Raw genomic sequence first — 14,032 nt, forward strand, 5'->3', positions numbered from 1 at the left:
GCTCGGAAGGCAAACTCGAGATGATGCTTTCCCGCCATGGGATCATCTCGACGGGTTTAGTACGGACACACCACCACGGATAAAGGAGCCTGCATGTATCTGCCACCCCATTTCGCCGCCACAGATCCCGCCTCTTTGCATCGGCTGATGCGCGCTTATCCCCTGGGGGCCCTGGTCACCCAGGGCGAGCTGGGGCTGGATGCCAACCACCTGCCGTTCGAGTTCGATGCCGATGAGGGGGTGCATGGGATCTTGCGGGCCCATGTGGCGCGCAACAATCCGCTCTGGCAGGAGGTGAAGGAAGGGCAGGAGGTGCTGGTGATCTTCAGGGCCGTCGAGGGCTATATCTCCCCCAGCTGGTATCCGAGCAAGCAGGCGCACCACAAACAGGTGCCCACCTGGAACTATGCCGTGGTGCATGCCCACGGCCGCATCCGGGTGCGGGACGATGCCCGCTTCGTGCGCCGGTTGCTGGCGGGCCTGACGCGGGTACATGAGGCCGCCGAGCCCGCTCCCTGGAAGATGGCGGATGCACCGAGAGACTATATCGAGGCCATGGTGCAGGCTGTGGTGGGCATAGAGATCGAGATCCATCAGTTGGTCGGCAAGTTCAAGCTGAGTCAGAACAAGGAGGAGGGGGACCGGCTGGGGGCCGTCGATGCTTTGCAGGCCAAGGGCCAGACGGCGCTGGCAGCGGCGATGCAGGATCCCCCCTCGTCTGTGTAGCGCTATCTCACCCCGTCATAAAACGAAAACGGCAACCCATGGGTTGCCGTTTTTCGCACGAGAAAGAGATCCACGATGCTGCGTCTATTTGTTTGCCGAGGGCGATGTCAGTTTTTAAGCGAAAACCGTCATTACAAACTATTTGGATATCTCCCTCATCATGGTGGTACCAGCACGAACTGCAGATCTGCACATCTCTCGGATCGTGATGGAAGAGTCGCCGTCGTTGGTTGTAAGGGTTCTCATCAAAACGCGTTAATTAGAAGAGAACACTAACAAAGCGTGATCAAGATTTGGAGGACCTTATGCTTGAGCTGTTACAAACACTTGCCAAAAATCCACCCTCTCACAACTTGGGATTTGTGCTTGCCATCCTGGCATTAGCATTCCTGATATGGTGTATATCTCCTTTATAGTCAGGCCATTGGCTCCCTGTCTTTCGAATGAATAATTGAGGAGGGTCATATCACCTTACGAAACAAAACGGCAACCCATGGGTTGCCGCTTGCGTAATATATTCTCTGTCTCTTGGCCGGATATCATCAGCCTCTCGGGCTCACAGATCCCTGAACGGCTTGCGCTTCTCCTGCTCCAGCACTATGGCCTCCAGGTTGGCGACCCGCTCCTGCAACTCCCTGATGATGAGATCCTGCTTGCCGAGGCGATCCGTGATGCGGGCATCCCCCAGCTGGTAGCGGGCGCGTTTGCCAAGATAGCCGAACAGCACGCTGATAAAGACGATCAGGACTATGCCTGTCCACAGACTCATATTGCCTCCCTGTCATCTGCTCCCCGTCGGGGTGAGTAGAGCCATTTTGTCACCCTGGGGGAACCTTGCCCAGTGACCGGTCGGGGTGACGGCGATTTGTAAGCATCTGGTTACAAAAAGCCCGCCAATTGCCTCGACCCTGGCGCGCCTCTGCTGGTAACTTAGGGCCGATCTTCGTAGCCAGATTGATAATGCCATGGACAGTAAAGTCATTCTCATCGTCGATGACAGCCAGGCGCTGACCGATACCCTCACCGAGTATCTGGGCCGTGCGGGCTTCGAGGTGCGCACCGCCTGCGATGGCGAGGCCATGTGGCAGCAGGTGCGCCAGGGCATGCCGGATCTGGTGATCCTGGACGTGATGCTGCCGGGGGATGACGGCTTCACCCTCTGTTCCCAGCTGCGCCGCCTCTCCAACGTGCCCATCATGATGCTGACCGCCGTGACCGAGGATGCCGATCGCATCGCCGGGCTCGAGATAGGGGCGGATGATTACCTCACCAAGAGTTTCAATCCCCGCGAGCTGCTGGCCCGGATCAAGGCACTGCTGCGGCGCAGTCGCCTCACCCAGCAGGCGGCGACCGCCAGGCGCATCAGCTTCGGCCCCTGGACTCTGGACAGCGTGACCCGCCAGCTCTCCCGGGCGGGAGAGGCGCCACGGCAGTTGTCGGGGGCAGACTACACCCTGCTCGGCCTCTTCATTCGCCACCCCAACGAGTTGCTCAGCCGGGATCTCATCTCCCAGGAGATCTGGGGGCGGGAGAGCGACCCCTTCGAGCGGGGCATAGACGTGCAAGTCTCCCGGCTGCGCCAGGCCCTGGATGACAAGGATCGCACCCTGATAATGACGGTGCGCAACAAGGGTTACATGCTGGCGACCGAGACCGTCTATGAGGCCTAACCGGGGCTGGGGGCCCCGCTCCCTGGCCAGTCGTACCAGTCTGTTTCTGCTGTGCGTCATACTGGCGGCCGAACTGTGCGCCGGTTTTTTCTGGTATCGCCACAGCAACCAGGCACAGGAGCAGGGCTTGATCAGCACTGTGCGCAGCATGGCCCTGAGCGCCTCCTCCACCATCGCCTTCTTTCGCAAGCTGCCCCAGGATTATCGTCATCTGGTGCTAGAGCAGTTACGCAACATGGGGGGCACCCGCTTCTTCGTCTCCCTCAACAACCACCCGCTGCCAGTGACCCCCATCTCGGGATCGTCCCGCCGGGCGCAGATGGTGGGGGAGGTGGAGCGGGTGCTGCAACAGGAGCTGGGGCGGGAGGTGACCACCCGGGTCGACTTCACCAGTCGCGCCGAGCTGCGGGTATTCAATACAGAAATCCCCATCGACGATCTGCCCCTGAACTGGGCTCACTACAGCCTGGCCCTGGGTGAGCTAAATCCGCCGATCCTGGTGATCCAGATTGCCGTCGCACCCGGCGCCTGGTTCTATCTGGCGGCGGCCCTGCCTGCCCCTTACGAGAGCCTGGATCCCCGTTTCTTTACTCCGAGCCAGCTGGGTTTCATGCTGGGGTCGGCGCTGATCATCCTGATCGCCACCTGGTGGGTGGTGCGCAAGGAGATAAGGCCCATCCGCAACCTGGCGCGGGCTGCCACCCTGCTCGACAGCAAGCGCGAGGTGCCCGAGGTGCAGGAGGAGGGGAGCAGCGAGACCCGGGCTGCCATCCATGCCTTCAATAAGATGCAGCGACGCATCCGCAGCCATCTGCACGAGCGGGACCTGCTGTTCAGCGCCATGTCCCATGATCTCAAGACCCCGCTGGCCTGTCTCAAGCTGCGCACCGAGATGCTGGCGGACCCAGTGGAGCAGAGCAAGTTTGCCGCCCACCTGGACGAGATGGAACTGATGGTGAAGGGCGCCCTGCAGTGCATGAAAGAGACCCACATTCACGAGGAGATAGAGGCGCTGGATCTGATGCAGACCTTGCGCCGCTGCGGCGAGCTCCATAACCACGATGAGCTGAGGATGACGCTGCAAGGGCCCCCCAGCCTGATGCTGGTCGGCAAGCCGCTGGCCATCAAGCGCTGTCTGCAAAACATCATAGATAACGGCATCAAGTACGGAGAGCGCCTGCGGGTGCAAGTGACGCATCAGGGGGACAAGGTGAGGATCGCGTTCAGCGATCAGGGGCCGGGCATCAGTCCGGCGCTGATGGAGCGAGTATTTGATCCCTATTTTCGAGTCGCGTCGACCAAGGCCCTGCCCGGCAGCGGACTCGGCCTCACCATAGCCCGCCACATCGCCCGTATCCACGGCGGCGACATTCATCTTCACAATCATCAACCCCATGGTCTGACCCTGGTACTGGAGCTCAACCTTGACTAATTCCCTGCGCGCCCTGGCCGGCAGCTCACCATCGCCCGCATCCACGGCGGTGACACTCATCTTCACAATCATCAACCCCATGGTCTGACCCTGGTACTGGAGCTCAACCTTGACTGATTCCCTGCGGGCCCTGCCCGGCAGCTCACCATCGCCCGTATCCACGGCGGCGACATTCATCTTCACAATCATCAACCCCATGGTCTGACCCTGGTACTGGAGCTCAACCTTGACTGATTCCCTGCGCGCCCTGGCCTGGTTGCTGGCCCTGCCGCTCCATGACGCCCTGGCCGGCGAGGTGGAGATGTTGCACTGGTGGACTTCCCCGGGGGAGCAGGCCGCCTTCGCCGTGGTGACGACCCAGTTGCAAGGGGCCGGAGTGGAGCTCAAGAATGCCGCCATCCTCGGCGGCGGGGGCAACAGCGCCATGGAGGTGCTGCAGGCCAGAGCCATCGCGGGCAATCCCCCGGCCCTGGCTCAGCTGGAGGGGCAGGCCATCGCCTCCTGGACTATGCTCGGCTTCATCCAGCCCCAGGACGAGGTGGCGGGTGAGCAGGAGTGGGATCGGCAACTGTTGGGGGTGGCCCCCAGGGTCAACAAGATAGGGGGGCACTACATGGGGATCCCGGTCAACGTGCATCGTCTCAACTGGATGTGGGTCAACCGTGCCCTGCTGGCCCGCCTCGACATGGATCCCCCCACCGACTGGCCCGGCTTTCTCGATGCGGTGCGAGCCCTCAGGGCCAAGGGCATCAAACCGCTGGCGCTCGGCAACGACCCCTGGCAGGTGGCCCTGCTGTTCGAGAGCCTGGCGCTGGGGATGGGGGGCAAGGAGTATTACCAGAAGGCCTTCGTCGAGCTGGATCCGGTGGCGCTCGGCAGCGACACCAGTCGTCAGATCCTGGACCGCTTTCGCGAGCTGAGCGAGCTGGTGCTGCCCACCCTGAGCGGCCAGAGCTGGGATCAGGCCACCGCCGATCTCGCCGAGGGCAGGGCAGCTTTCCAGTTGATGGGGGACTGGGTGCTGGGGGATCTGCTGGCCCGTGGCGTGGCCGTGCCCGAGCAGGTGCAGTGCCTGCCTGCCCCTGGCACCCAGGGGCTCTATGTCTACAACATGGACAGCTTCGTGATGTTCAACGCCAACCTGCCCAAAGACCATCTCGGGATTGCCAGGGCGCTGGCCAGCCCGGATTTCCAGCTCGCCTTCAACCGCGCCAAGGGGTCTATCCCGGTGCGCCGGGATCTCTCCTTGGCTGACTTCAACCCCTGTGCCCAGCTGTCGCGCATCGACTACGACAGGGCGGAGGCCGCCGGCAACCTGATGCCTAGCGTGGCGGACTCCATGGCCCTGCATCCCCTCTACCAGAAGGCGGTGGAGAGCGAGCTCTATCGCTTCTTCAATCAGCCCGATCTCGACAGGGAGGGAGTGATCCGACGCCTCGGCGCCGTGGCGCGCAGCGCCTCCTCCAAGGGATGAGGCATCCCTTTTGTAAGCGTTTGATTACAATCCCATAGCCTATTGATACTCATGGCTGGCGCCGACCCTATACCCTGTTCTGGACAACCATCAAAGAGGAATTGAGACATGTCCGGATCATTTTTTTCCCAGGCGCAGCGGGTCGGGCGCAGCCTGATGCTCCCCGTGGCGACCCTGCCTGCCGCCGGCCTGATGCTGGGGATAGGCAACTTCGGTGCCCAGGGGCACCTCTTCCTGCCCCCCTCCTTCTGGAGCGTGCTCATGGTGTCGGGGGACTGGATCTTCGGCAACATGCCGCTGCTGTTTCTGATCGGCATCGCCATCGGCCTTGCCCGCAACAACGACGGCACCGCCGCCCTGGCCGCCGTGGTGGGCTTCATCACCATGAATGCGGCCCTCGGCAAGACGGTAGTGTTGCGCGGCCTGGAGACCAACACAGAGGTGCTGAGCATTCCGACCCTCAACATGGGGATCCTCGGCAGCATCTTGATGGGATCCCTGGCGGCCTACTTCTTCAATCGCTTCCACACCCTGAAGTTGCCCGAATACCTGGGCTTCTTCGCCGGCAAGCGTTTCGTGCCCATCATCACCGGCTTTAGCGGCATCTTCCTCGGGGTAATGCTCGGCTTCATCTGGCCCGTGGTGGGCAGCGCCATCTTCGAGTTCACCGCCTACCTGGGCACCTTGAACAAGTCGGTCACCTTCGGCCTCTATGGCTTGGTGGAACGCGCCCTGATCCCGACCGGCCTGCACCATATCTGGAATGCCTTCTTCTTCAACGAGCTGGGCAGCTGGACCAATCCCCAGACCGGGGAGGTGGTGACCGGGGAGCTGGTGCGCTTCTTCAAGGGGGATCCCAGTGCAGGTGGTCTGGCCGGTGGTTACATGTACTCCATGTGGGCTCTGCCTGCCGCAGCTTTGGCGATCTATCGCTGCGCCAGCCCGGAGAAACGCAAGCTGGTGGGGGGGCTGATGCTGTCTGCGGCCTTCACCTCCTGGTTGACCGGGATCACCGAACCGGTGGAGTTCGCCTTCCTGTTCGTGGCTCCCATGCTCTATGTGATCCACACCCTGCTGACCGGGGTGGCCTTCGCGCTGACCAACTATTTGGGGATAGTGCACAGCACCGACTTCGCCCATGGCGCCTTGCAGTTCTTCCTCTACCTGAACCTGCCCCAGACCCACAACACCTGGTGGTTCCTGATCATTGGGCCGCTCTGGGCGCTGCTCTATTTCAGCCTGTTCAGCTTCCTCATCCGCAAATTCGACCTCAAGACCCCGGGGCGGGAGAGCCAGCCGCTGCAGGCGGTGGACATCAAGGAGCAAGACGAGTTGGCGCTGGATCTGGTCGAGGCTATGGGCGGGGCGGCGAACATAGTTCATCTGGATGCCTGCATCACCCGGCTGCGGGTCAGCCTGCATGACATCAAGCTGGCGGATATTCCGCGCATCAAGGCCCTTGGCGCCATCGACGTACTGGTGGTGGGCAACAACCTGCAGGCCATCTTCGGCACTCGATCCGACAACATCAAGACCGAGATGTCGGCGGCGCTGGCGGTGTGAATGTGGTTGCCGCGCCGACCCTGCCAGGGCCGAGAGGCCCGGGCGGTCGGCGGGTGTTAATGCATTCGCAATGACGAGAGGGCCCAACCCCATGGTTGGGCCCTCTCTGTGTTTGTCGTGCGGGGAAAAGGGGGTCAGGCCTGCCAGAGCGGCCGGCTGACCCAGAGCCCCCACAGGCTGAGGTGCAGTAGCACGATAAACCAGAACACCAGGCGGTAGCTCCCCTTCTGGGTCTTGTGGCGTAACCAGTGGCGGGCCACCAGGGCGCCGGGCCAGCCGCCGAGCAGCTCCAGCAGGTGCAGGCGGGATTCCGGGACGCGCCAGCCGCCGCGAATGGCCTGGCGCTTGTCGTGGGCGTAGGCCAGCACTGTGAGCAGGCTCATGGTGGTGACCAGGGCCAGCGGCCACCAGTTGGCCCCCTCAATGCCGAGCCAGGCGGTCCAGATCAGGGGCAGCAGGGCCAGGGCCATCATGACAGCAGCGCCGGATCCCGGGGCTCGTCAGGGCTGAGGGTGCGGATCACCCGGGCCGGGTTGCCCACGGCCAATGAGTCCGCCGGTATGTCCCGAGTCACTACGGCGCCTGCCCCTATGATGGAGCGCGGCCCTATGGTGACGCCGGGGCAGATGATGGCGCCGCCGCCAATCCAGCAGTCATCGCCGATGCGCACCGGCTTGTTGTAGGCGGTCCAGTTGCGGCGCTCCAGATAGTCCATGGTGTGGGTGGCTGTGTAGATCTGCACGTTGGGGGCCAGCAGCACATGGCTGCCGATGTGAACCTCGCCCACGTCCAGTATGGTGACGTTGAAGTTGAAGAAGGTCTTCTCCCCCAGATGGATGTTGCGGCCAAATTCGCAGATGAAGGGGGAGCTTATCCAGCAGGAGTCGGGGCAGTGGCCGAACAGCTCGGCGCACAGGCTCTGGCGCCCCTGGTGATCCCCCGCCGGTGTGGCGTTGAGTCTCGCCAGCAGCGCCTGGCCGCGAATGCGGTCGTTCGCTATCTCCTCGCTCTGGCTGTTCAGGGCGCCTCCCGCCAGTACCTTGTCCCAGTCGCTTGCCATGCTCACCTCCTCTCATGTGCCAAGAGGCGCCAGTATACGTCACGGGCAGGGCTGCGTCAGGGGATCCCTGATGACCAGGTCAGCCCAGCCAGAGGAGGGGCAGGATCAGCAGAACTGAGAGGAGGTAGGGCAGCATGACCCTCAGCCCCAGGCGGCGGCCGCCGATCACCAGGGCCAGCAGCCCCTTCACCAGGGAGTTGACCAGCCCGGCCAGCAGAATGGCCCGGGCCGCCACCTCCAGGGCCAGCTCCTTGTGGGAGAGCTGGGAGAGAGACAAGGTGATGGCGTCCACGTCCGTGATGCCGGAGACCAGCGCCAGCAGATAGACCCCGGAGTTGCCCACCTTGCTCTGCAGCAATGTCGCCATGAAGCCGATCAGCGCCAGCAGCAGGCCGAACTTGATGGCGGTGGCGAGATCCAGCGGATTGCGGGTTTCGGGCTGCACCGGGTTGTCGGTCATTTCTTCGCGCTGGCGCCAGAACCAGAAGGCGAAGCCATATACGATGGCCGCCAGCAGCAGCAGGGGGAGGGCCAGGCGCATGGCCAGCTCGTTGTGAATGAGCAGCACCAGCACCAGCAGTCGCAACCACATGGTGGCGCCCGCCAGCAGTATGCCGGTGGCCAGCAGCCGCTCCAGCCCCGGCTGCTCCTTGTTGAGGCGGGCAAACTGCAGGGTGAGGGCGGTGGAGGAGGCGAGCCCCGCCAGCATGCTGGTGAGCACCAGGCCGGCGCGGGTGCCGAGCAGGCGCACCGCGAAGTGGCCCGAGAAGGAGATGCCGGCGATCACCACCACCATCAGCCAGATCTTGAAGGGGTTGAAGGCGTTGAGGGGGCCCATCTCGACGTCGGGGAGCACCGGCAGCAGCACCAGGGAGATGAGCAGGAAGCGCAGGGTGGCGTGAAATTCTGTCTCGCTCAAAAACAGCATGCCCTGCTGGATCTGGCCCTTGAGCCCCATCAAAAGCGCCGCCAGCACGGCGCAGGCCACCGCCTCGCTCGGGCTCTGCAGCACAGACATCAGCCCCAGCAGGTAGGTGAGCACCATGGCCACCGAGCTGGTGAGGCCAAATTCCCCCTGCCAGCGCTGGGCCAGCCAGACCGAGAGGCCGCAGCCAGCCACCACAGCCAGCAGGCCGAGCAGTGCCAGCCAGGAACCCAGGGTTGGCAGCAACAGGGCGCATACGCCGCCGAGCAGGCCGATGAGGCCATAGGTCCGCATCCCGGCGATGCGCTGGTTGTCCCCCAGCTGGCGCACCTGCCAGCCCCGCTCCAGTCCTATGATGAGCCCTATGGCCAGTGACACCAGGGCGCCGTAGACGGGTTCCGCCTCGATCCACATGGGGTTCTCCTCTCATTGCTCTCCCTGTCAGGATGGCACAGACGGTGCGCCAGCAGGGGGAGCTGGCTCACAGAGCGGGCGCAGGCTTTGGCTGCACAGGCGAGGGGCCCCCCTGGGGGGTTGGGCCACCTGGCACTCTTTGTTACCCTGCCCGCTTCACCCACACTGCAGGGAGCCGCCTCGATGCGAGCCATTGTCAGCCTGCTGGCCCTGTCACTGCTGAGTGGCTGCAGCGGCCAGCCAACCAAAGAGGATGCCATGTCAGGGAAAGCGCGCCTTCACTACCCCGCCACCCGCCAGAGCGAGCAGGTGGACCACTACTTCGGTCAGGCCGTGGGCGATCCCTATCGCTGGCTGGAGGATGACCGCAGCCCCGAGACCGAGGCCTGGGTAAAGGCCCAGAACGCCGTGACTCAGGAATACCTCGCCCGCATTACGTTTCGCGCCGCCATCAAGGAGAAGCTGGCCTCTTCCTGGAACTACGCCAAGGAGGGGGCGCCGTTTCGCGAGGGGCGCTACCACTACTTCTTCAAGAACGACGGCCTGCAGAACCAGAACGTGCTGTGGCGCCAGCTGCCGGGCAAGCCGGCGGAGGTGTTCCTCGATCCCAACCGCTTGAGCCCCGATGGCACCACGGCGCTGGATCAGCTGAGCTTCTCCCGGGATGGCCGCATCCTGGCCTACTCCCTGTCCCTGGCCGGCAGCGACTGGCGCGAGATCCACCTGATGGACGTGGAGAGCAAAGAGCCGCTGGAGGCGCCCCTCAAGGACGTGAAATTCAGCGGCATCAGCTGGCTCGGCAACGAGGGCTTCTTCTACTCGAGCTACGATAAACCCGACGGCAGCGAGCTGTCGGCCAAGACCGATCTGCACAAGCTCTATTTCCACCGGCTCGGCACGGCGCAGCAGGATGATCGGCTGGTGTTCGGCGCCATCCCGGCCCAGCACCACCGCTACGTGGGGGCCAGCGTCACCGAGGATGACCGCTTCCTGCTCATCTCGGCGGCGAACTCCACCTCGGGCAACCGCCTCTATGTGAAGGATCTGGGCCAGGAGAACGCGCCGCTGCTGACGGTGCAGGGAGATCTGGAGGCGGACGTGAGCCTGGTGGACAACAGGGGCAGCACCCTTTACCTGCTGACCAACCGTGATGCCCCCAACCGCCGTCTGGTGAGGGTGGAGGCCGACAACCCGGGCCCCGAGCACTGGCGCGACCTTATCCCCGAGCGCCAGCAGGTGCTGAGGGTGCACAGCGGCAGCGGCTACCTGTTCGCCGAGTACATGGTGGACGCCACCGCCCGGGTCGAGCAGTTCGACTACGAAGGCAAGCTTGTGCGCGAGGTGGTGCTGCCGGGGCTCGGCAGTGTCAGCGGTTTTGGCGGCAAGCAGGATGATCCCGCGCTCTACTTCGGCTTCGAGAACTACGCCCAGCCGCCAACCCTCTACCAGTTCGAGCCAAAGAGCGGGGCCATCAGCCTCTATCGCGCCTCGGCGGCCCCCTTCAAGCCCGAGGAGTACGTATCAGAGCAGCGCTTCTACCGGAGCAAGGATGGCACCCGGGTGCCGCTCATCATCAGCTACCGCAAGGGGCTCAAGCTCGATGGCAGCAATCCCACCATCCTCTATGGCTATGGCGGTTTTGACGTGAGCCTGACCCCGAGCTTCAGCGTGGCGGTCGCCAACTGGCTGGATCTGGGAGGCGTCTATGCGGTGGCCAACCTGCGCGGCGGCGGCGAGTATGGTCAGGCCTGGCACCTGGCGGGCACCCAGATGAACAAGCAGAAGGTGTTCGACGACTTTATCGCGGCGGCCGAATACCTGAAGGCCGAAGGCTATACCTCCAGCGACAGGCTGGCTGTGCGGGGTGGTTCCAACGGCGGTCTGCTGGTGGGGGCGGTGATGACCCAGCGGCCGGATCTGATGCGTGTTGCCTTGCCTGCGGTGGGGGTACTCGACATGCTGCGCTATCACAGCTTCACCGCCGGGGCGGGCTGGGCCTATGACTACGGTACCAGCGCCGACAGCGAGGCCATGTTCGACTACCTGAAGAGCTACTCGCCCCTGCACAACGTCCGGCCCGGGGTCAGCTACCCCTCGACCCTGGTGACCACGGCGGATCACGACGATCGGGTGGTGCCGGCCCACTCCTTCAAGTTCGCCGCCACCCTGCAGGCCGACGACGCCGGCCCCCATCCCCAGCTCATCCGCATCGAGACCAATGCCGGGCACGGGGCGGGCACGCCTGTGGCCAAGCTGATCGAGCAGAGCGCGGATATCTATGCCTTCACCCTGTACGAGATGGGTTACCGGCAACTGCCGACCATCCAGTGAGACCAGGGCCCTGCGGGGCCCTTTTCTGTGGTGGGGCAGGCGGGCGCGACCATCCCTGTCTCGCCATTTGCCCGTTTTGGGGCCTGTACAGCCTGCGCCGCGCCCCCGGTGGTATAGTCAGCCACAGGATCTGCATTGAGGAGTTCGTCGTGAAGAAGATCATCTACATACTGCTGGGGTTGGCGCTGGCCGCCGTGGTGGCCATCGCCGCCCTGGTGTCGCTGGTTGACCCCAACCAGTTCAAGCCCCAGCTGGCGGAGCAGGTGCGCAAGAGCACGGGCCGCGAGCTGGTGATGGAAGGGGATATCGGCTGGCGCTTCTGGCCGAGTCTCGGCCTCTCCCTCGAGAAGGTGCAACTTCGCAACCCCGCCGGCTTTGCCGAGCCGGACCTGCTCCGGTTCGCGCAGGGTGACGCCTCTGTCGCACTGTTGCCGCTGCTCTCCCACCGGCTGGAGATTGGCAAGGTGACGCTCAGTGGCGCCCATCTCTTCATCCAGACCAGGGCCGATGGCAGCTCCAACCTGAGCGGTCTGGTCAAGACCTCTGCTGCCGACAAGGGCGATGGCACTCAATCCCCTGCTGGCGAGAGCCAGCCTGCCGCCCCTGCCGCCAGTGAAGAGAAACCCTGGCAGATCAGCCTGCAAGGGGTGGCACTTGTCGAGGCCAGCGCCCTGGTGCGGGACGATCGCAGTGGCGCCGTCTCGCGGCTCGACAGGCTGGATCTGGATCTGGGTCAGCTGACCCCGGGTGAGTGGGTGCCGGTGACCCTGGCCGCCAAGGGGGCGCAGGGGGAGAGGGCCTTCGATCTCAAGGGACAGGCCCAGCTCAAGCTGGCCCGGGAGGTCAAGGCCAGCGAGCTCAAGGATCTCAACCTGGGCGGCAGCCTGAGCGAGCCGACACAGCGGCTCGATGCCTTCTCCCTCAAGGCCGACCGGCTGGCGCTGGGGCAGTGGAGCAGCCTGGAACTGAGCCTGAGCGGCGCACAGGGGGCTGCGGACCAACAGACCCTGGCGGGCACCCTGGAGGGGACCCTCAAGGCGCGGCTCGATCAGGGGCTGCAACTGGTGGAGGTATCGGATGCCGTGCTGGCCGCCAGGCTGAGCGGCGACAGCCTGCCGCGCCCGCAGATGAACCTCAAGCTCGCGGGCTTTGCCCGTGCCGAGCTGGACAAGCAGACCGTCACCCTCAGCAACCTGGTGATGGGGGCCGATGACGCCCTGCTGAGCGGCAGCGGTGCCGTCCACCTGGGGGCCGTCCCCAAAGTGGACTTCGACCTCAAGGGGGAGAAACTCGATCTCGACGCCTGGCTAGGTCAAGCTGCCCCGGCCAAGGCGGCCGCCGCGCCCGCCGCCCCTGCGACAGGGGGAGACAAGGGGGCCGCCCCCGCCGCCAAGGCGCTCTCCACCATGGAACCCGATCTCGCCGTCCTCAAGTCGGTGGACCTGGCCGGTCGGCTGCAACTGGGCAGCCTGCGGGTGAAGGGGCTGGATTTCGGCACAGTGGATCTGCAGCTCGCCCTGGCCGGTGGCCAGCTCAACCTCAAGCAGTTCAGCGCCGGGGTGGCTGGTGGTCAGGTGACGGCGAGCGGCGTGCTCGATGCCCGCCAGCAACCCGCCCGCTATCAGGTGCACAAGCGGGTGCAGGGTGTCGATGTGCGGCCCCTGTTGCAGACCCTGGCCCAGAACGATCGACTGGAAGGCAAGGGGGATCTCGAGGTGCAGGTGCAGGGCACAGGCCTGTCCGAGCAGGCCCTGCGCAGCCAGATGCAGGGCAAGCTGAGCCTCAGGCTGAGCGACGGCGCCCTGCACGGCATCAACCTGGCGGAGATGATCCGCGAGGCGCGGGCCACCCTGACCGGCAAGGGGGCGGATCAGGTCAAGGAGGCACGCAAGACCGACTTCAGCGCCCTGACCGCCAACTTCCAGATCGCCAATGGCGTGGCTCGCAGCGATGACATCCAGCTGCTCGCGCCCGCCCTGCGGGTGAAGGGCCAGGGCCAGAGTGCCCTGGTGCCGGAGACCCTCGACTTCCTGTTCCTCACCTCTGTGGTGGAGAGCAGCAAGGGCCAGGGGGGTAAGAGCGTAGATGAGCTCAAGGACGTCACCATACCGGTGCGCATCGGCGGCCACTGGCAGGCCCCGAGCTACCGGCTCGACGTGAAGGAGCTGCTTAGCAACAACAAGGTGCTGGAGGAGAAGGCCCGCAAGGAGGCAGAGCGCGGCCTCAAGAAATTGCTGGGAGACAAGGCCGACGACGAGCAGATCAAGGGGGTGGCGGATCAGCTGCTCAAGGGGTTGTTCAAATAACCCTGGCCCCGCGTCCTATCGCCATAAAGAGCCCGCCCAGTGCGGGCTCTTTGTTGCCGAACATAGCGCCATGGGGCCAGGCGTTGGCCCCGAGGATGGGGTAATATCCGGGTCGAGACGAGAGACAAGGA

The 14,032-nt window shown here is 64.2% G+C and carries 11 protein-coding genes; 7 read left to right on the top strand and 4 right to left on the bottom strand.

Annotation, left to right across the window (positions count from 1 at the left end):
• Positions 1–93 precede the first annotated feature (93 nt).
• The gene (locus Aeroheme_RS03135) at positions 94–726 is read left to right on the top strand and encodes an FMN-binding negative transcriptional regulator (RefSeq protein WP_411166668.1); all 633 of its coding nucleotides are present in this window, start codon (positions 94–96) and stop codon (positions 724–726) included.
• A 556-nt stretch (positions 727–1,282) separates the two neighbouring features.
• Here Aeroheme_RS03135 and Aeroheme_RS03140 read toward each other — a convergent pair.
• Positions 1,283–1,495 (bottom strand): hypothetical protein, encoded by a 213-nt coding sequence (locus tag Aeroheme_RS03140; protein WP_106885786.1) that lies wholly within the window; start codon positions 1,493–1,495, stop codon positions 1,283–1,285.
• Between the two features lie 196 nt (positions 1,496–1,691).
• On the opposite strand from Aeroheme_RS03140, the gene Aeroheme_RS03145 reads away from it, so the two are divergent.
• The 4 genes from Aeroheme_RS03145 to ptsG all read left to right on the top strand — a co-directional run bounded on the left by Aeroheme_RS03145 (position 1,692) and on the right by ptsG (position 6,865).
• Complete coding sequence (locus Aeroheme_RS03145; protein WP_005891778.1) at positions 1,692–2,396, top strand: response regulator; 705 nt, start codon at positions 1,692–1,694, stop codon at positions 2,394–2,396.
• Complete coding sequence (locus Aeroheme_RS03150; RefSeq protein WP_404835851.1) at positions 2,386–3,828, top strand: sensor histidine kinase; 1,443 nt, start codon at positions 2,386–2,388, stop codon at positions 3,826–3,828. The genes Aeroheme_RS03145 and Aeroheme_RS03150 overlap by 11 nt, the downstream gene beginning before the upstream one ends.
• Positions 3,829–4,054: 226 nt before the next feature.
• Positions 4,055–5,302, top strand: a complete 1,248-nt coding sequence (locus tag Aeroheme_RS03155; protein ID WP_411166669.1) for an ABC transporter substrate-binding protein — start codon at positions 4,055–4,057, stop codon at positions 5,300–5,302.
• Between the two features lie 108 nt (positions 5,303–5,410).
• Positions 5,411–6,865 (top strand): glucose-specific PTS transporter subunit IIBC, encoded by a 1,455-nt coding sequence (gene ptsG, locus Aeroheme_RS03160; RefSeq protein WP_106885789.1) that lies wholly within the window; start codon positions 5,411–5,413, stop codon positions 6,863–6,865.
• A 134-nt stretch (positions 6,866–6,999) separates the two neighbouring features.
• On the opposite strand, the gene Aeroheme_RS03165 is transcribed toward ptsG, so the two are convergent.
• From Aeroheme_RS03165 to Aeroheme_RS03175, 3 genes are all read right to left on the bottom strand, one after another.
• The gene (locus tag Aeroheme_RS03165) at positions 7,000–7,338 is read right to left on the bottom strand and encodes a DUF1294 domain-containing protein (protein ID WP_404839494.1); all 339 of its coding nucleotides are present in this window, start codon (positions 7,336–7,338) and stop codon (positions 7,000–7,002) included.
• Entirely contained in the window at positions 7,335–7,925 is a 591-nt protein-coding gene (locus Aeroheme_RS03170; protein WP_111910500.1) for a sugar O-acetyltransferase, read from the bottom strand. The genes Aeroheme_RS03165 and Aeroheme_RS03170 overlap by 4 nt, the downstream gene beginning before the upstream one ends.
• Before the next feature lie 79 nt (positions 7,926–8,004).
• Positions 8,005–9,264 carry an MgtC/SapB family protein gene (locus Aeroheme_RS03175; protein ID WP_163137637.1) on the bottom strand — a complete coding sequence of 420 codons (1,260 nt, stop codon included), beginning with the start codon at positions 9,262–9,264 and terminating at the stop codon, positions 8,005–8,007.
• A gap of 183 nt (positions 9,265–9,447) precedes the next feature.
• On the opposite strand from Aeroheme_RS03175, the gene Aeroheme_RS03180 reads away from it, so the two are divergent.
• Together Aeroheme_RS03180 and Aeroheme_RS03185 are read left to right on the top strand one after the other, a co-directional pair.
• Positions 9,448–11,595, top strand: coding sequence for a prolyl oligopeptidase family serine peptidase (locus tag Aeroheme_RS03180; RefSeq protein WP_411166670.1), 2,148 nt, complete (start codon positions 9,448–9,450; stop codon positions 11,593–11,595).
• A gap of 149 nt (positions 11,596–11,744) precedes the next feature.
• Positions 11,745–13,901, top strand: coding sequence for an AsmA family protein (locus Aeroheme_RS03185; RefSeq protein ID WP_411166671.1), 2,157 nt, complete (start codon positions 11,745–11,747; stop codon positions 13,899–13,901).
• Positions 13,902–14,032 lie beyond the last annotated feature (131 nt).

It is taken from the genome of Aeromonas sp. DSM 116730, from assembly GCF_046581335.1.
In the GTDB taxonomy this organism is placed as follows: Bacteria; Pseudomonadota; Gammaproteobacteria; order Enterobacterales; family Aeromonadaceae; genus Aeromonas; species Aeromonas rivipollensis.

What these genes read in the sequence shown, in the direction of transcription:
- Aeroheme_RS03150 (WP_404835851.1), top strand. Translation starts at nt 2,386, where the DNA reads ATGAGGCCTAACCGGGGCTGGGGGCCCCGCTCCCTGGCCAGTCGTACC.
- ptsG (WP_106885789.1), top strand. Translation starts at nt 5,411, where the DNA reads ATGTCCGGATCATTTTTTTCCCAGGCGCAGCGGGTCGGGCGCAGCCTG.
- Aeroheme_RS03165 (WP_404839494.1), bottom strand. Translation starts at nt 7,338, where the DNA reads ATGATGGCCCTGGCCCTGCTGCCCCTGATCTGGACCGCCTGGCTCGGC.
- Aeroheme_RS03180 (WP_411166670.1), top strand. Translation starts at nt 9,448, where the DNA reads ATGCGAGCCATTGTCAGCCTGCTGGCCCTGTCACTGCTGAGTGGCTGC.
- Aeroheme_RS03145 (WP_005891778.1), top strand. Translation starts at nt 1,692, where the DNA reads ATGGACAGTAAAGTCATTCTCATCGTCGATGACAGCCAGGCGCTGACC.
- Aeroheme_RS03175 (WP_163137637.1), bottom strand. Translation starts at nt 9,264, where the DNA reads ATGTGGATCGAGGCGGAACCCGTCTACGGCGCCCTGGTGTCACTGGCC.
- Aeroheme_RS03135 (WP_411166668.1), top strand. Translation starts at nt 94, where the DNA reads ATGTATCTGCCACCCCATTTCGCCGCCACAGATCCCGCCTCTTTGCAT.
- Aeroheme_RS03170 (WP_111910500.1), bottom strand. Translation starts at nt 7,925, where the DNA reads ATGGCAAGCGACTGGGACAAGGTACTGGCGGGAGGCGCCCTGAACAGC.
- Aeroheme_RS03140 (WP_106885786.1), bottom strand. Translation starts at nt 1,495, where the DNA reads ATGAGTCTGTGGACAGGCATAGTCCTGATCGTCTTTATCAGCGTGCTG.